The organism is Thermocatellispora tengchongensis, assembly GCF_014202315.1.
Lineage (GTDB): Bacteria > Actinomycetota > Actinomycetes > Streptosporangiales > Streptosporangiaceae > Thermocatellispora > Thermocatellispora tengchongensis.
Window position 1 is genome coordinate 15856 of record NZ_JACHGN010000028.1, and the last position, 16534, is coordinate 32389.

14 protein-coding genes are annotated in these 16534 nt (G+C 72.9%); 8 read left to right on the plus strand and 6 right to left on the minus strand.

All coding sequences use genetic code 11. The features are described from left to right. Nucleotides 1–51 precede the first annotated feature (51 nt). On the plus strand, nt 52–519 hold the full coding sequence (locus HNP84_RS43850; RefSeq protein ID WP_185056029.1) for a hypothetical protein: 468 nt from the start codon (nt 52–54) through the stop codon (nt 517–519). Here the strand turns inward: HNP84_RS43850 and HNP84_RS43855 are convergent. Beyond that, nucleotides 516–1577 carry a tartrate dehydrogenase gene (locus tag HNP84_RS43855; RefSeq protein WP_185056030.1) on the minus strand — a complete coding sequence of 354 codons (1062 nt, stop codon included), beginning with the start codon at nt 1575–1577 and terminating at the stop codon, nt 516–518. The two genes, HNP84_RS43850 and HNP84_RS43855, sit on opposite strands and share 4 nt — an antisense overlap. A 70-nt stretch (nt 1578–1647) precedes the next feature. Next, nucleotides 1648–2526 carry a LysR family transcriptional regulator gene (locus HNP84_RS43860; RefSeq protein ID WP_185056031.1) on the minus strand — a complete coding sequence of 293 codons (879 nt, stop codon included), beginning with the start codon at nt 2524–2526 and terminating at the stop codon, nt 1648–1650. Between the two features lie 137 nt (nt 2527–2663). Between HNP84_RS43860 and HNP84_RS43865 the strand changes: the two genes are divergently transcribed. Further along, nucleotides 2664–4292 carry an SLC13 family permease gene (locus tag HNP84_RS43865; RefSeq protein ID WP_185056032.1) on the plus strand — a complete coding sequence of 543 codons (1629 nt, stop codon included), beginning with the start codon at nt 2664–2666 and terminating at the stop codon, nt 4290–4292. Here the strand turns inward: HNP84_RS43865 and thrS are convergent. Next, nucleotides 4260–5510: a threonine--tRNA ligase gene (gene thrS, locus HNP84_RS43870; protein ID WP_185056033.1), complete on the minus strand. Its 1251-nt coding sequence runs from the start codon at nt 5508–5510 to the stop codon at nt 4260–4262. The two genes, HNP84_RS43865 and thrS, sit on opposite strands and share 33 nt — an antisense overlap. A gap of 360 nt (nt 5511–5870) precedes the next feature. Here thrS and HNP84_RS43875 point away from each other — a divergent pair, with 360 nt between their 5' ends. From HNP84_RS43875 to HNP84_RS43895, 5 genes are read left to right on the plus strand one after another with little or no spacing between them, the layout of a single operon-like run. Then, nucleotides 5871–6974 (plus strand): ABC transporter ATP-binding protein, encoded by a 1104-nt coding sequence (locus HNP84_RS43875; RefSeq protein WP_185056034.1) that lies wholly within the window; start codon nt 5871–5873, stop codon nt 6972–6974. Nucleotides 6975–7005: 31 nt separating this feature from the next. Beyond that, entirely contained in the window at nt 7006–8400 is a 1395-nt protein-coding gene (locus HNP84_RS43880; RefSeq protein ID WP_185056035.1) for an ABC transporter substrate-binding protein, read from the plus strand. Next, the gene (locus HNP84_RS43885; protein ID WP_185056036.1) at nt 8397–9278 is read left to right on the plus strand and encodes a metallophosphoesterase; all 882 of its coding nucleotides are present in this window, start codon (nt 8397–8399) and stop codon (nt 9276–9278) included. Before HNP84_RS43880 ends, HNP84_RS43885 begins: the two co-directional genes overlap by 4 nt. Further along, entirely contained in the window at nt 9272–10255 is a 984-nt protein-coding gene (locus HNP84_RS54315; protein ID WP_221337518.1) for a carbohydrate ABC transporter permease, read from the plus strand. Before HNP84_RS43885 ends, HNP84_RS54315 begins: the two co-directional genes overlap by 7 nt. Before the next feature lie 10 nt (nt 10256–10265). Further along, nucleotides 10266–11102: a carbohydrate ABC transporter permease gene (locus HNP84_RS43895; protein WP_185056037.1), complete on the plus strand. Its 837-nt coding sequence runs from the start codon at nt 10266–10268 to the stop codon at nt 11100–11102. Nucleotides 11103–11106: 4 nt separating this feature from the next. Here the strand turns inward: HNP84_RS43895 and HNP84_RS43900 are convergent, their stop codons facing one another. The 3 genes from HNP84_RS43900 to HNP84_RS43910 form a co-directional block, all read right to left on the minus strand. Next, nucleotides 11107–12039: a LysR family transcriptional regulator gene (locus HNP84_RS43900; RefSeq protein ID WP_221337519.1), complete on the minus strand. Its 933-nt coding sequence runs from the start codon at nt 12037–12039 to the stop codon at nt 11107–11109. An 88-nt stretch (nt 12040–12127) separates the two neighbouring features. Beyond that, a complete protein-coding gene (locus HNP84_RS43905; RefSeq protein ID WP_185056038.1) occupies nt 12128–13351 on the minus strand; it encodes a cytochrome P450 in 1224 nt (407 codons plus the stop codon). 9 nt (nt 13352–13360) lie between these two features. Beyond that, on the minus strand, nt 13361–14608 hold the full coding sequence (locus HNP84_RS43910) for a cytochrome P450 (protein WP_185056039.1): 1248 nt from the start codon (nt 14606–14608) through the stop codon (nt 13361–13363). A 295-nt stretch (nt 14609–14903) separates the two neighbouring features. On the opposite strand from HNP84_RS43910, the gene HNP84_RS43915 reads away from it, so the two are divergent. Then, nucleotides 14904–16529: an AMP-binding protein gene (locus HNP84_RS43915; protein WP_221337520.1), complete on the plus strand. Its 1626-nt coding sequence runs from the start codon at nt 14904–14906 to the stop codon at nt 16527–16529. Nucleotides 16530–16534 lie beyond the last annotated feature (5 nt).

Below are 16534 nucleotides of genomic sequence, written 5' to 3' on the forward strand. Positions count from 1 at the left end.
CCGCCCCCGTTACGATCACGCCGATCGGGGCCCGAGCGTGGAGGTGAACGGATGACCCGGCGCTGGGGGCTGATCCCCGCCATCGCGGCGCTCGGCACGCTGTTCATCGTCCCGGCGCAGGAGCCGGCGGTGAAGACCGACGCGTTCATCACCGCCGAGACCAGCGGCATCCTGCTCATCGAGGGCGGCGAGTGCTTCAGCGACCCGGCCTACGACCCCGGGGCGGGGGAGCCGATCGTCCTGTACACCCCCTGCGCCGAGGGCGCGGACAACCAGTCGTTCGGCTTCGTGCACGTCCCCGACGGCCCGTACGACCGCGCGGCGCTGGCCGCGTTCGCGTGGCGGGGATGCGGCGCCCGCTTCGCCGAGCTGTGGGGCGATTCGAAGGACTCGTCCCTCGACTACTATCCGATCATGCCCACCGCCGAGACCTGGGCAGACGGCGACCGCGACGTCATGTGCGCCGCCTACCGCCCGTCCGGCCGGCTGACCGGCTCGGTGCTGCCCGCGCCCGGTTAGAGGCGGCTCAGCACCGCCTCGGTGAACTCGGACGTGGTGGCGGAGCCGCCCAGGTCGGGGGTGCGGGTGTCGGTCGTGGCCAGGACGGCGGCGACGGCCTCGACGATCTCGGCGGCCGGGCGCGGATGGCCGAGGTGCTCCAGCATCATCGCGGCGGACCAGATGGCCCCGATCGGGTCGGCCACGCCCCGTCCCGCGATGTCCGGGGCCGAGCCGTGCACCGGCTCGAACATGGACGGGAAGTCGCGCTCGGGGTTCAGGTTCGCCGAGGGGGCGATGCCGATGCTGCCGGCCACGGCGGCGGCCAGGTCGCTGAGGATGTCGCCGAACAGGTTGCTGCCCACGATCACGTCGAAGCGGGCCGGGTCGAGCACCAGCTTGGCGCACAGGGCGTCGATGTGCTCCTGGTCCCAGGTCACCCCCGGGTACGCCGCCGCGCGCTCGGCCACGATCTCGTCCCAGAACGGCAGGGTGTGCACGATGCCGTTCGACTTGGTCGCCGACGTCAGCCGCCCCCGCCGGGTGCCGGCGAGCGTGAAGGCGTAGTCCACGATCCGGGTCACGCCGGGCCGGGTGAACACGGCCTCCTGCACCGCCATCTCGTCGGGGAAGCCGCGGTTGAGCCGGCCGCCGATCTCGCTGTACTCGCCCTCGGTGTTCTCCCGGACCACCACCAGGTCCACCTCGCCCGCCCGAACCCCGCGCAGCGGGCTGGGCACGCCCTCGAAGACGCGCACCGGGCGCAGGTTGACGTACTGCCGGAAGGCGCGCCGGATCGGGATCAGCAGCCCCCACAGCGACACGTGGTCGGGCACCCCGGGCGCGCCGACCGCGCCCAGGAAGATCGCGTCGTGGCCCCGCAGCCGGTCCAGGCCGTCGGGCGGCATCATCGCGCCCTCGCGCAGGTAGGTGGCGCAGCTCCAGTCGTACGTGGTGCGGGTGAAGGCCACGCCGTGCCGCCGCGCCGCCGCGTCCAGCACCTCCAGCGCCGCCGGGGTCACCTCCTGGCCGATGCCGTCGCCGGGGATCACCGCGATGCCGTACGTGGTCGTCGTCATGCACTCGATTCAACCGACCGGGCGCGCCGGGCGTCCAAGACGGGGACCCGATAGGACCGGTAGGCGACGCCTATAGGTTCCTCGTGGCGGCGCGGTGGAACTCCGTGGCGGCGGGGCTCAGCCAGCCCTTGCGGGTGACCAGGGCGAGCTGCAGCGACGCGGGCGGGTCGAGGTCGAGCACCAGCGCCCCCGCCCGTTCCGCGAGGGGCCGCCACGCCTCGGCCAGCACGCCGATGCCGACGCCCCTGAGCACCAGCGGCAGGAACGCCTCGCGGTGCTCCGACTCCACCGCGATGGTCAGGTCCACCCCGGAGGCGCGGATCTCCTCCACCAGCCTGCGCAGCCCGGTGCCCGGCTCGCCGACGATCAGGCGCTGCCCGGCCAGCCGCTCCCACCGGACGGGCGGGCCCGGCCGGAACGGTCCTTCGGGGTGGGCGATCAGCACGAATCGCTGCCGCTCGACCGGGAACAGGTTCACGTCGGCGGCCACCGGCAGATCCCACGCCGACAGCAGGCCCAGCTCGGTCACGCCGGTGCGCACCGCGTCGATCACGGCCTGCGGCACCGGCGCGTCCTTGATCACCACCTGTACGCCCGGGTGCCGCCGGGTGAACTCCTCGATCATCCCGCTCAGCGGCTCCACCGCCGGCGACGGCATCGAGGCGATGGCCACGCTGCCGCGCAGCACCCCCCGTACCGAGGCGACGCTCGCCTGCGCCACCTCCACGCTGCGGATCACCTGGCGGGCGGGCTCGATCAGCGCGTGCCCCGCGTCGGTGAGCACGACCCGCCGGCCGATCCGGTGGAACAGCGGCCCGGCCAGCTCCTTCTCCAGGTTCCGTATCGCCTGGGACAGCGACGGCTGGGCGATGTAGAGCGCCTTGGCGGCCCGGTTGAACCCGCCGTGGTCCACGACGGCGAGGAAATACTCCAACTGCCGCACATCCATCCTGACTCCGGGCACATCTATAGGGAAAACCTCTTAATCAAGTAGTCAAATCGTCTTGGACCCGCGCGTCGTAATGGTCTTTCAATGAGCCAAAAGTTACGCACATGTGTCCGCGCGAGTGAGTTCAGGGAGTTGCCATGACCTCCGACGAGACCGGCCGGACGGGAGCCGGTGCCGCCCCGGCGCGGACGGATGTGGACCAGGCGCTGCTGGGCCACGCGACGTACCGCAGCCTGGGCGAGCAGCGGCTCACGCCGGCCGAGGAGCGGTTCGAGCGCGCCCGCCGCACCACCGGGCTCTGGCTGGCGCCGCTGGTCACGGTGGTGTTCCTGCTGCTCCCGCTGGACCTGCCGCCCACCCAGCAGACCCTGGCCGGTGTGCTGCTCGGCGTGATCGTGCTGTGGATCACCGAGCCGGTGCCGATCCCGGTCGGCGGGCTCATCGGCGTGGGCGCGATCGTGGTGCTCGGCGCGGTCTCGGCCACCGACGCGCTGGCCCCGTTCGGCTCCTCCACCATCTTCACCTTCATCGGCGCGTTCATCCTCGCCCAGGCCATGCTCAAGTACGGCCTGGCGCGCAGGTTCGCCTTCCGCATCCTGTCACTGCCCGGCGTGGGCCGCTCCACCCTCACGCTGATCGTCGCCTTCGGGCTGATCACCTGCGCGCTGTCGGCGTTCGTGTCCAACACGGCCACGGTCGCCATGCTGCTGCCCACCGCGCTCGGCATGCTCGCGATCATCGCCAAGATGCTCCAGGACCGCGGGCTCGTGGCCCCCGACTTCAACCCGCTGCGGCTGCGCGTCGGCGCCGCGCTGGTGCTCATGCTCGCGTACGGCGCCAGCGTCGGCGGGCTGATCACGCCCGTGGGCAGCCCGCCGAACCTCATCGGCCGTGGCCTGATCGAGGAGGCGACCGGGCAGCGCATCTCCTTCGCCCAGTGGATGGCCACCGCGCTGCCCATCTGCCTGCTGATGTTCGTGGTGCTGGCCGCCGTGCTGATCCTGCTGAACAAGCCGGAGATCCGGCGCATCGAGGGCGTGGAGGAGTACGTGCGCACCGAGCGCGCCCGGCTCGGCAAGCTGTCGCGGGCGGAGAAGAACACCCTGGTCGCCTTCAGCGTCACCGTGGCGCTGTGGATCTTCCCCGGCCTGGTCGCCCTCATCGCCGGCACCGACTCCGCCGTCTACACCACCGTCAGCGGCCGGTTGAACGAGGGCGTCGTCGCCGTGCTCGGCGCCTCGCTGCTGTTCCTGCTGCCGACCGACTGGGGCAAGCGCGAGTTCACCCTGAACTGGAGCGACGCCGCCCGCATCGACTGGGGCACGATCGTGCTGTTCGGCACCGGCATCATCTTCGGCTCGCTGCTCGAAGACACCGGGCTGGCCAGGACGATCGGCTCCTCGGCCTCGCAGGCGCTCGGGCTGACCAGCGTGTTCGCCATCACCGCGTTCGCCGTGGTGCTGGCCATCGTGGTCTCGGAGACCACCAGCAACACCGCGTCCGCCGCCGTGGTGGTGCCGATCATCATCCCGATCGCGGTCGCGGCCGGGGTGAACCCGTTCGTGCCCGCGCTGGCCGCGACGTTCGCGGCCTCCTTCGGCTTCATGCTCCCGGTCTCCACGCCGCAGAACGCCATCGCGTACGGCTCGGGCGTCGTGCCCATCACCACCATGATCCGCTCCGGGGTCGGCTTCGACGTGCTGGGCGCGATCCTGATCATGCTGTTGCTCCCGCTAATGGTCGCGGTGACCGGCATCGGCGGCTGAGGCCGCCGGCCACAGCTCCAGGGCGTGCGCGCGGGTGAGCGCCAGGATGCGGTCCACCGCCTCGGCGGCCGGCATCGGGTCCAGGCTCCGCCCGTCGCGCAGCCGCAGCGCCACCCGGCCGTCGATCGCCTCCTTGGGGCCGATCACCGCCTGGTAGGGCACCAGCTTGGCGGCCCGGATGCGGGCGCCCAGGCTGCCCTGCCCCGCCGGAAGCAGCTCGGCGCGCAGCCCGCGCGCCACGCACAGCCGTACGAACGCCTCGGCCGCCTCCTCCTCGTCGTCGCGCACCGGCAACGCGGCGAGCTGCACCGGCGCGAACCAGGCCGGGAACGCGCCGCCGTACATCTCGATCAGGTGCGCGACCGCCCGCTCGACGCTGCCGATGATGCTGCGGTGCACCATGACCGGCCGGTGCCGCTCGCCGTCGGCGCCGATGTAGCTCAGGTCGAACTGCTCGGGCTGGTGGAAGTCGATCTGCACGGTGGACAGGGTGGACTCCCGGCCCGCGGCGTCGGCGATCTGCACGTCGATCTTCGGGCCGTAGAACGCGGCCTCGCCCTCGGCCGCCTCGTACGGCACGTCCGCCGCGTCCAGGACCTCGCGCAGCAGGGCGGTGGCCCGCGCCCACATCTCCGGCTTGTCCACGTACTTGCCGCCGGGGCCCTGGAGCGAGAGCCGGTAGCGCACCGGCCGGATGCCCAGCGCCGCGTGCGCCTCGCGGATCAGGGCGAGCGCCGCCCCCGCCTCGGCGGTGGCCTGGTCCAGGGTGCAGAACACGTGCGCGTCGTTGAGCTGGATCGCGCGCACCCGGGTCAGCCCGCCCAGCACGCCCGACAGCTCCGAGCGGAACATGCCGCCCAGCTCCGCCATGCGCAGCGGCAGCTCCCGGTAGCTGCGCCCGCGCGAGCGGAAGATCAGCGCGTGGTGCGGGCACAGGCTGGGCCGCAGCAGCAGGTCCTCATCCCCCACCCGCATCGGCGGGAACATGTCGTCGCTGTAGTGCGACCAGTGCCCGGAGATCTCATACAGCTCCCGCTTGCCGAGCACCGGCGAGTAGACGTGCCGGTAGCCGGCCCGCCGCTCGACGTCGCGGATGTACTCCTCCAGGGTGTGCCGCACCGCCGCCCCGGCCGGCGGCCAGTACGGCAGCCCGGCCCCGATCAGCGGGTCGGTGTCGAAGATGCCCAGCTCGCGGCCGAGCTTGCGATGGTCGTGCATGTGCGGGTCTCCTCACAACGGTGAGGCGGGCGCCCGGCGCACGAGAAAGCCCCGGGGCGCTCGCCCCGGGGCTTGATGTCAGCGGTCAGCGCGCCGGGACGGAGTCCGGCGTCGTCGTCCACATGGCGCGCATCATGATTGCCAGGGTAGCAGCACGGGCCCGGGTGAGTGCGGATCACTCTCGGCTGATTGGCGATTCCGATCGCCGTGCGCGCGCGTAACCCGTGTTTCCGCAGGTCATGGCGGCGGGAGCGGCGGAAAGGCGATCCGGGCGTTCACCCGGCGTATACGAAGCGCTGGTGCACTGAGCGCCGTCCGGCGGGCGTACCGCCGAGACGGGAACGGAAGGTGCGCAAAGCGGTGAGCCGTATTCGATTGCAGCGACTGACCCGCAGGTTCGGGTCCGTCACCGCCGTGGACGCGGTGTCGCTGGACGTGGCCGACGGGGAGTTCCTGGTCCTGCTCGGCCCGAGCGGGTGCGGGAAGTCCACCCTGCTGCGCATGATCGCCGGGCTGCTGGCTCCCACCGAGGGCCGGGTGCTGCTCGGCGACGCCGACATCACCGACGTGCCGCCGCGCCGCCGCGACCTGGCCATGGTGTTCCAGAGCTACGCGCTCTACCCGCACCTGTCCGTGGCGCGCAACATCGGCTTCCCGCTGCGCGCCCGCGGCTGGAGCCGGGCCGCGATCCGGGAGAAGGTCGCCGAGGTCGCCGCGGCGCTCGACCTCACCGAACTGCTCGACCGCCGCCCCCGCGAGCTGTCCGGCGGCCAGCGGCAGCGGGTGGCGCTCGGCCGCGCGCTGGTGCGCGACCCCGGCGCGTTCCTGATGGACGAGCCGCTGTCCAACCTGGACGCCGCGCTGCGCGCCGGTACCCGCGCCGAGATCAGCGCGCTGCACAAGCGGCTCGGCGCCACCGTCGTGTACGTCACCCACGACCAGGTGGAGGCCATGACCATGGCCACCCGGATCGCGCTGCTGGACAAGGGCCGCCTGGAGCAGGTCGGCACCCCCGCCGAGGTCTACGACGAGCCCGCCTCGGTGTTCGTCGCCCGCTTCCTCGGCTCGCCCGCGATGAACCTGATCGACGCCACCGTGGCCGCCACCGCCGCCGGCCTCGCCGCCCGCGCCCGCGAGGTCGAGCTGCCGCTCGGCATCGACGCCGAGACCCCCGAGCGCCCGGTCGTGCTCGGCGTGCGCCCCGAGCATCTGGCCATCGCCGGCCAGGGGGCCGAGGGCGGCATCAGGGCCGTCGTGGAGGCCGTGGAGAACCTGGGCAGCGAGGAGGTCGCGCACTGCAGGGCCGGGGAGGCCCGCGTCAGCGTACGCGGCCCGCGCCCGCTCGGGCTGCGCGACGGCGACCGGGTGCGCCTGACCGCCCGCCCGGAGCACCTTCACCTGTTCGACGCGGACAGCGGACGCAGGCTCGCCTGGCGCCCCGCCCCCGTCACCACCCCCGCCTGAAAGATCACAAGCTCAACCTAGGGAGCGCCCGATGAGACCGTTCCTGTCCACGGCGTGCGCCGCGTCGGCGCTCGCCCTGACCATGCTGACCGCGGCCTGCGGCGCCGGGGTGGGCAGCACCGCCCCCGGCGACGGCCAGGCCGCGCCCGTCAGCAAGGCGCCCGAGCTGGGCGCGGGCGAGAAGGTGTCGATCGTCTTCGAGAGCTACAACTTCGGCCAGGCGGGGGCCTGGACCGACACGTTCAACGAGCTGATCGGCGCCTTCCACAAGGCCCACCCCGACATCACGGTCACCGCGCAGAAGCCGCAGGGCAACAGCGCCAACCCGGCCACCGACACGATCTCCAGCCTGCAGAGCCAGATGTCGGTGGGCAAGCCGCCGGACGTCGTCCAGCTCGGCTTCAGCGACCTGGACTTCACCGTCAACCAGCTCAAGGCGCTGCCGCTGGACGACCTGGTCGGCAAGGACGTGGTGCAGAAGAACTTCGACGGCGCGAAGTACCCCTTCGCCGAGCGGGCCCGCACCCTCGGCGACTGGAACGGCAAGACCTACGGCGTGCCGTTCGTGTTCTCCACCCCCATGCTCTACTTCAACTCCGCCCTGTTCGAGCAGGCCGGCCTCGACCCGGCCAAGCCCCCGGCGACCTGGGCCGAGGTCGCCGAGGCGGCCAAGGCGATCAAGGAGAAGACCGGCAAGGACGGCGCGTACGTCGACTGCCTGACCAAGGCGGCCAAGGACTGGTGCTTCCAGGCCCTGGTACGTTCCAACGGCGGCCGGGTCATCTCCGAGGACCGCACCAAGCTCACCTTCGCCGAGCCGCAGGTGACCGAGGTCGTCACCGCCATGCAGGCCATGGTCAAGGACGGCGCCATGCCGAACCGCACCCAGATGCAGGCCGTGGAGGCGTTCGCCCGCGGCGACCTCGGCATGATCCTGGAGTCCAGCGCGCTCCAGGGCACCTTCGCCAAGGGCGCCGGCGAGAAGTGGAAGCTGGGCGCGGCGGCCATGCCCGGCTTCGAGGGCAAGCCCGCGGTGCCCACCAACTCCGGCGCGGCGCTGTTCGTCTTCGCCAAGGAGCCGGCCAAGCAGCGCGCCGCCTGGGAGCTGATCACCTTCCTGACCAGCGAGCAGGCGTACACCACGATCGCCACCAAGATCGGCTACCTGCCGCTGCGCACCGGCCTGGTGGACGACCCCGCCGCCCTCAAGCCGTGGGCCGACGCCAACCCGTACCTGAAGCCGAACCTGGAGCAGCTCGCCCGGATGGAGCCGTGGGTGTCCATGCCCGGCCCGAACTACCTGCAGATCCGCGACGGGATGATGGAGGCCGTGGAGAGCGCCGTGTTCCAGGGCGCCGACCCCGCCTCCACCCTCACCGCCAAGCAGGGCGAACTGGCCAAGCTGCTGCCCGGGGGCCGCGGATGACCGACGGCGACTTCGGCGACTGGGAGCGCGGCATCCGCCCCGACCTCACGTTCGTGCAGCTCACCGACGCCCATGTCCGGGCCGACGGCACGCTGATGCACGGCGTCGTGGACACCGCGGCCAACCTGGCCGCGGCGGTGGACATGGTCGAGGCGTCCGGCACGCCGGTGTCCGCGTTCCTGCTCACCGGCGACCTCGCCGACGACGGCGCGCCCGAGGCGTACCGGCGGCTGCGCGACATCGTCGAGCCGGCCGCCGCCCGCCTCGGCGCGGACGTCGTGTACGCCATGGGCAACCACGACGAGCGCGCCGGGTTCCGGGCCGAACTGCTCGGCGAGGAGCCGTCGGCGTACGAGTGCGACATGGTCACCACCATCGGCGGGCTGCGGGTGATCGTGCTGGACAGCACCGAGCCCGGCCGGCACGACGGCAACCTGACCGACGGCCAGCTCGACTGGCTGGACGGGGTACTGGCCACGCCCGCGCCGCGCGGCAGCATCCTGGTCTGCCACCACCCGCCGGTGCCGTCGCCGGTGCCGACCGTGCACCTGCTGCGCATGCGCGACGCCGACCGGCTCGGCGCGGTGCTGGCCGGGCGCGACGTGCGGATGGTGGTGACCGGGCACGCGCACCACGCCGGCTGCGGCGCGCTCGCCGGGGTGCCGGTGTGGGTCGGGCCCGCGCTCGCGTACGGGGTGGCGGCGGTGCCGCCGCTCGGCCGGCTCCGCGCCGGAGCCGACGCCGCGTTCAGCCGCATCGACGTGTTCGGCGAGCAGATCGTCGCCACCGCGGTGCCGCTGTCGCGGGCCGGGCAGGTGTACGACGTGGACGCCGCCGACCGGCTGCGCATGTTCCGCCAGGTGGTCGGCACGTGGTGACCGGCGCCTTCGTCGAGGTCCCGCCCGCGGCGCAGGCGGCGGGCGGGGCCGCGGACGCCCCGCCCGCCGGGGCACGGTCGCGGGCGCCGTGGCGGGCGCTGTGGCGGCGGGCCGTCCGGCTCGCCCCGCCGTACCTGTTCCTGGCGCCCGCCCTGGTCCTGCTGGTGGTGTGGACCTACCGGCCGCTGGCCCAGACGTTCTACCTGTCGTTCTTCTCCTGGAACCTGGTGCCGGACGTGCCGATGGTCCCGGTCGGCACGGCCAACTACGAGCGGCTGCTCACCACGCCCGACCTGGCCGACTCGGTGGGGCTCACGTTCGTGGTGATCGTGGCCATGCTGCCGTTCACGCTGGTGCTGCCGGTCGTGGTGGCGCTGCTGACCCGGCGCGTACGCGGCCGGGCCGCGGCGGCGTACCGGGCGCTGATCTTCGCGCCCATGCTGGTGGCCCCGGTCGCGGGCGCGGCCGTGTGGCAGTGGCTGCTCGACCCCTCCGCCGGGATCGTCAACACCCTGCTCGGCACCGGCACGAACTGGCTCAACAGCGTGGACACCTCGCTGTGGGCGATCATCGCGATCACCGGCTGGCACGTCGCCGGCTTCGCGGTGCTCGTGGTCTCGGCCGGGCTCACCGGCATCAACCCCGACTACGCCGCCGCCGCCCAGGTGGACGGCGCGTCCCGGGGGCAGATCACCCGGTGGGTCACGCTGCCGCTGCTGTCGCCCACGCTGGCGTTCCTGCTGCTGATGACGGTGCTGCTGTCGGCCCAGTGGACCTTCCCGCTGATCGACACCCTCACCCAGGGCGGCCCGGTCGGCTCCACCACCACCGTGTACTACCTGCTGTGGGAGTACGGCTTCCGCAGCCACGACGCCGGGCTGGCCGCCGCCGCGGGCGTGCTGTTCTTCGCCGGCTTCATGCTGGTCGCCTCGCTGCTGGCGCGGATCTCCGACCGGCTCAGCCGCTACGACGACTAGGAGGCGCCGCATGGACGAAACCGCTCCGGTCGGGGAGCGCGGCGGCATCGCCCGCCGCGCCGGCGGGCACATCATGCTCGGACTGCTCGGCCTGCTGTGCGTGTTCCCCATCTACTGGCTGTACGCCACGTCGCTGCGGGCCCCGCAGGACGTCTACGAGCTGTCGGTGCTGCCCTGGCCGCTGTCGCTGGACAGCTACGCCGACGCCATGGCCAAGAACGACGTCGCCGGCATGCTGCTCAACACCGCGATCGTCGCCGTGCTGTCGGCGCTGGGCCAGCTTCTGATCGGCCTGCTCGCGGCCTACGCCTTCGCCGCCTGGCGCTTCCCGCTCCAGCGGCCCCTCTACCTGCTGTTCGTGGGCACCTGGCTGGTGCCGTTCCAGGCCACCATGCTGCCCAACTACGCCCTGCTCGGTCAGCTCGGCCTGCTGGAGACCCTGGCCGGGGTGATCATCCCGACGCTCTGCTCCACGCTGGGCGTGCTGCTGCTGCGCGAGCACCTGATGAGCTTCCCCAAGGAGCTGCTGGACGCCGCCCGCATGGACGGCCGCTCGGCCTGGGGCATCCTGTGGACGGTCGTGGTGCCCACGCTGCGGCCGGTGCTGGCCGCGCTCGGCATCCTGCTGGCCATCACCGCGTGGAACGAGTACTTCTGGCCGGCCATGGTGCTCCAGCGCTCCAACGCCGTGATCCAGCTCGGCCTGCGCAGCTTCATGGGCACCGAGGGCAACGACTGGGGGCCGCTGATGGCCACCGCCGGGCTCGCCTGCCTGCCGGTGTTCGCGCTCTACCTGTTCCTGCAGCGGCACATCGTGAACGCCTTCGTGCGATCCGGCCTGAAATAGCGCCTTAAATCGTGACCTCGCTGCTGGCGGGCAGGCAGGACAGGAACGCCTCCACCAGAGGGCCCGGCTGCGCCCGCCACACGGCGTACAGGTCGAGGATCGGGACCGGGTCGTACAGGCGGACGGTCTTGGTGCGCGGGCCGCCGGTGGCGCCGTCGGCCATCCGGCCCCGCAGCGCGGACGCGAACCCGACCACCGGCTTGATCGCGGCGATGATCGCGGTCGCGTGCGGGTCGTCCACCTCCTCGGCCACCGTGAGCCGGATGCCGCTGGTCTGCGCGGCCGAGAAGATCGCGTCGTACATGGCCGAGGACTGCGCCCGGTTGAACAGGATGCACGACTCGCCGGCCAGCTCCACGAACGGCACCCGCTCGCGCGCCGCCCACGGGTGCCGCAGCCCGACCACCGCCACCAGGGGCACCCGCAGGAGATGTCGGCTGCGCAGGTCGGCGGCCAGCGGCCTGCCGTACACCATCGCGACGTCCAGCCTGCCCTCGCCCAGCGCGGCGAGCTGCGGCCCGGTGCGCATCTCCGACATCTCCAGGTCGATCTCCGGGTGGCGGGCGTTCAGCGTGGCCAGCGCCGCGGGCAGCACCCGCTGCCCGGCCGGGAAGTTGTAGCCCACGCGTACGGTGCCCGCCCGGCCCGCCGCCGCGGCCCTGGCCGCCTGCGCGGCCCGGCGCACCCGGGCCACGATGTCCTGCGCCCGCTCCCGGAACGCCTCGCCGGCGGGGGTGAGCCGCACCTCGTGCGAGTTCCGCGCGACCAGCTCGACCCCGACAGAACGCTCCAGCCGCTGGAGGTGCTGGCTCAGCGACGGCTGCGCCAGGTGCAGCCGCGCCGCGGCCCGCCCGAAGTGCAGTTCCTCGGCTATCGCGAGGAACGAGATCAGATGCCGGAGTTCGATGCCCGGCCCAATGTCGCTGCTCGGCGCCACGCTCGGCCTCCCCTCGCCGGGCTAGACGGTACCCCGGCGAGGGGAGCGGCCGATTAACGCCCGGCATCGGGTCCAGAAACGCGCCCGTCTAGGCCAGCGAGACGGGCAGGGAGACGATCCCGCGGTGGATCAGGCTGGGCCGGTACTCCACGCCGTCGGCCGCCATGCGCAGCTCGGGCGCCCGCTCCAGCAGCGTGCGGAAGGCGGCCTCGGCCTCGATCCGGGCCAGCGGCGCGCCCACGCAGTAGTGCACCCCCAGGCTGAAGCCCAGGTGCCGGCGCGCGGGCCGGGTGCCGGCGTACCGGGTCACGTCGAAGACGTCGGCGTCCGGGTAGACCCGCTCGTCGCGGCTCGCCGAGGCCGTCAGCACCATCACCCCGTCGCCGCGGCGGAACTCGTGCCCGCCCACGGTCGTGTCGACCAACGCCACCCGGATCGTGAACTGCGTCGGCGCGTCGTAGCGCAGCATCTCGTCCAGCGACGGGGCGATCAGCTCCGGCCGCTCCCGCAGCAGCGCGAGCTGCCCCGGGTTGCGCAGCAGCGCCAGCATCCCGTTGCCGATCAGATTGATCGAGGTCTCCATGCCGGCGACCAGCAGCAGCACGCACAGCCCCAGCACCTCGGGCTCGGAGAGCATGTCGCCCTCCTGCTCCACCCGGACCAGCTCGCTGAGCAGGTCGTCACCCGGCTCCACCCGCTTGCGCGCGATCAGCTCCGCGAAGTACCCCATGCACTCCCGCGCCGCCGCCCCGCGCTCGGCGATGGCGGCCTCGTCCAGCAGCGCGTCCGGGTCGCTGCCCCGCGCGATGGCGAGCTGCCAGCGCCGGAACCTCTCCGCGTCCGCCACATCCGCCCCGAGCAGCCGGCCCGGGATCATCGCCACCGCGAGCGGCACCGCCAGCTCGTCCATCACGTCCAGCGACCCGCGCTTCACCGCGGCGTCCACCAGTTCGTCCACCACCCGGTTGGCCACCGGCACCATCGAGGCCACGGCCCGAGGCGTGAACGCCTTGTTCACCAACCCCCGCAACCTGCCGTGCTCCGGCGGGTCCATCCGCACGAACGACCCCGGAATGGCCGCGATGGTGTCCCGGAACGGGCTGATCCCCGCCGAGTACCCATGCCCCCACTCCGCCCCGGTCAGCACCTGCGCGCACTCCTCGTACCGCGGGATCACCATCACCGGCACATCTCCCAGCAGATACGGCACCACCGCCCCCGCCTCCCGCATCCGTCGGTACACGGGGTAGGGGTCGGCATGGTTCTCCGGCTCGAACGCGTCGAAGACCACATCGGCCGTGGTCGCGGTCATGGTCGGCTCCTATCGAGTGCTGGGGCGGACGTGGACGTGGAGGCGGCTCATGCCGCGTACCACGAGGTTGGGGCGGTACGGCGGCGGGTCTTCCAGGAGGGTGATGGCGGAGACGCGCTCGGCTATGGCCCGGAGGGTGACCTCCATCTCCAGGCGGGCCAGGGGGGCGCCCAGGCAGTAGTGCAGGCCCAGCCCGAAGGACAGGTGGCGCCTGGCGCGGTGGCCGCGGGCGTAGCGGGTCAGGTCCAGGCGGTGGGCGTCGGGGAAGGCGCCGGGGTCGCGGTTGGCGGAGGCGAGCAGGACCACGACCGGGTCGCCGGGGGCGAAGTCGTGGCCCGCGATCGTCATGGGGGCGCGGGCGGTGCGGGTGGTGAGGTGGACGGGGGCGTCGTAGCGGAGGATCTCGTCCACGGCCGGGGCCGCCAGGTCCGGGTTCTGCTTGAGCAGGGCGAACTGGTCGGGGTTGCGCACCAGGGCCAGCACGCCGTTGCCGATCAGGTTGACCGTGGTCTCGTGCCCGGCCACCACCAGGATCAGCAGCGTGCCCAGGAGCTCGGTCGTCGTCAGGCGGACGCCCGACGCCTCGGCGCGTACCAGGGCGGTGATCAGGTCGGGGCGGGGGTCGCGGCGGCGCAGCTCCACCAGGTCGCCGAAGAACTGGATGAACTCGTGCACCGAGCGGGTGCGGGCGTCCAGTTCCTCGCGCGACAGCAGCAGGTCGGGGTCCAGGCCGCGGGCGATGCCGCCCGACATACGGCGTACGGCGTCGTGGGCCTCGGCCGGCACGCCCAGCAGCTCGCACACCATGGTCAGCGGCAGCGGGTACGCCAGCTCGGACAGCAGGTCCACCTCGCCCTGGGCGAGGATCTTGTCGAACAGGTCGGAGACGAGGCGCTCGGCCCGGCCGCGCGTGCCCTCGATCGTGCGGGCGGTGAACGCCTTGCTGACCAGGCCGCGCAGGCGGGTGTGGTCCGGGGGCTCCATCCACAGGAAGGAGCCGGGCAGCTCCACGTCGCTGTCGGGGTGCAGCAGCTCCGACTCCTCGGCGTGGCTCCACCGCGGGTCCTGCATGATCGCCTCGGCCTCGGTGTGCCGGGTGACCAGGTGGCCGATGGGGCCCGGCACGAACGGGCCGGCTTCGCGCAGCACCTCGTAGCTGCGGTAGGGGTCGTGGCGCCAGGCCGGATCGACGCTGTCGATGACCGCCTGCTGCACCGGGGTGATCTCGCCCGCGGGGGCGGGGTGGTGCGCGTTCAATTCACTGCTCCGATCTGCAGGCCGGGGCCGTGCCGGTGGCTGGAATTCATCGGCCCCTCCGTGCTGGTCGCCCCGCAATGGTCGGTCGGCGCGGCGACCGGGAACAAGGGCGATATGCGGTCTCCTATCGCCTGATCGGGATTTCCGATAAATGAGCGGACGTCATTATCGGTGGCATCGATGGTGCCATTGACGGCCATTATCGAGGACCATTATTTACGGGCAATTCATGGCGCGGCCACGAATCGCTGCTGTGCTCGGCGGCATGAATTCCGCACGGTCCGAGGAGATCGCATTGACCACGCTGACCGCGATGCTGGACGAGGTGGCCGCCACCCATCCGGACGTGGCCGCGCGGTTCTGGACCGAGTCCGAGACCATCACGTACGCCGAACTGGCCGCCGCCTCGCGGGCCATGGCCGCCGGCCTCGTGGCGCGCGGGGTCGCCCGGGGCGAGCCCGTCGGGCTGCTGTGCCCGAACGCGCCGGAGTTCCTGACCGGGCTGTTCGCGGTGCTGGCCGCCGGCGGCGCCGCGGTGCCGCTGCCGCTGCCGATGTCGGGGTCCGGCAGCGGCGGCTACGCCCGCAAGCTGGCCGCCATCGCCGGGGCCTCCCGCATGCGGCGGGTGCTCGTCTCGCACCGTTTCGGCACGCTCGGCGACCTCGGCGGCCTGGAGACCATCAGCACGGCGGGGCCGTTCGCGGGCGGCGGCCCGCTGCCGCCCGTCGGCCCGGACGACCTGGCCATCGTGCAGTTCACCTCGGGCAGCACCGCCCTGCCCAAGGGCGTGCGCCTGACCCACCGCAACGTCGTCAGCGGCCTGCTCGCGATCCGCGAGGGCATCGCGCTCGGTCAGCGGGACGGCGGCGGCTTCTGGCTGCCGCTCTTCCACGACATGGGGCTGTTCGGCACGCTCTCCGCGGTGCTGATCGGCATCCCGGCGCACGTGTGGTCGCCGCTGTCGTTCGTGAAGAACCCCGGCCGCTGGCTGCGCGAGTTCGCCGAGAGCCGGGCCACGATCACCGCGATGCCCAACTTCGGCTACGACCACCTGCTCGCGCTGGTGGAGCCGGAGGAGGCGGCGGCGTACGACCTGCGGCACGTGCGGATCATGTTCAACGGCGCCGAGCCCATCCGGTACGAGTCGGTGCGCGCGTTCACCGAGCGCTTCGCGCCCGCCGGGCTCGCCCCCGAGGCGATGTTCGGCGTGTACGGGATGGCCGAGGCCACCCTCGCCGTCACGTTCCCGCCGCTGGGCCGCCCGCCGCGGTTCGACTGGGTGGACCGGGACGCGCTGGCCGGGACCGGCCGCGCCGTGCCGGCCGCCCCCGGAGCCGCCGGGGCACGGGCCGTCGCGGGCGTGGGCCGGCCGGTCGCCGGCGTGCGGCTGCGCATCGTGGACCCGGCCACCGGCCACGACCTCCCCGACGGCGCGGTCGGGGAGATCCTCATCCAGGGCGCCCCGGTCACCTCCGGCTACCTGGTCGCCGGCGCGGCCGACGCCGCCGCGGCGGCCGAGCCGTTCGCGGACGGCTGGCTGCGTACCGGCGACCTGGGCTACCGCCGCTCCGGCGAGGTGTTCGTCACCGGCCGGAGCAAGGAGATGATCACCGTGCGGGGCGCCAACTTCTACCCGCAGGACGTGGAGGCGGTGGCCCGCGAGACGCCCGGCGTGTTCAAGGGCCGGTGCGTGGCCGTGGCCGCGCCGAGCGGCGAGGAGGAGATGCTGCTCATCGCCGAGTCCGCGCTGACCGGCCCCGACGCCGACGCCCTCGCCGCCGACCTGCGCTCGCGGGTCGGCGCCGAGCTGGGCCTGACCGCCGTCACCGTCCACCTCGTACGCCCCCGCTCGATCCCCCGCACCAGCAGCGGCAAGGTGCAGCGCCTGGCCGCCCGTGACCTGTTGTCGCCCGCCATCTAACGACG

Bases quoted from the DNA above. Each gene is read 5' to 3' on its own strand.
- HNP84_RS43850 (WP_185056029.1), top strand. From the start codon at position 52: ATGACCCGGCGCTGGGGGCTGATCCCCGCCATCGCGGCGCTCGGCACG.
- HNP84_RS43855 (WP_185056030.1), bottom strand. From the start codon at position 1,577: ATGACGACGACCACGTACGGCATCGCGGTGATCCCCGGCGACGGCATC.
- HNP84_RS43860 (WP_185056031.1), bottom strand. From the start codon at position 2,526: ATGGATGTGCGGCAGTTGGAGTATTTCCTCGCCGTCGTGGACCACGGC.
- HNP84_RS43865 (WP_185056032.1), top strand. From the start codon at position 2,664: ATGACCTCCGACGAGACCGGCCGGACGGGAGCCGGTGCCGCCCCGGCG.
- thrS (WP_185056033.1), bottom strand. From the start codon at position 5,510: ATGCACGACCATCGCAAGCTCGGCCGCGAGCTGGGCATCTTCGACACC.
- HNP84_RS43880 (WP_185056035.1), top strand. From the start codon at position 7,006: ATGAGACCGTTCCTGTCCACGGCGTGCGCCGCGTCGGCGCTCGCCCTG.
- HNP84_RS43885 (WP_185056036.1), top strand. From the start codon at position 8,397: ATGACCGACGGCGACTTCGGCGACTGGGAGCGCGGCATCCGCCCCGAC.
- HNP84_RS43895 (WP_185056037.1), top strand. From the start codon at position 10,266: ATGGACGAAACCGCTCCGGTCGGGGAGCGCGGCGGCATCGCCCGCCGC.
- HNP84_RS43905 (WP_185056038.1), bottom strand. From the start codon at position 13,351: ATGACCGCGACCACGGCCGATGTGGTCTTCGACGCGTTCGAGCCGGAG.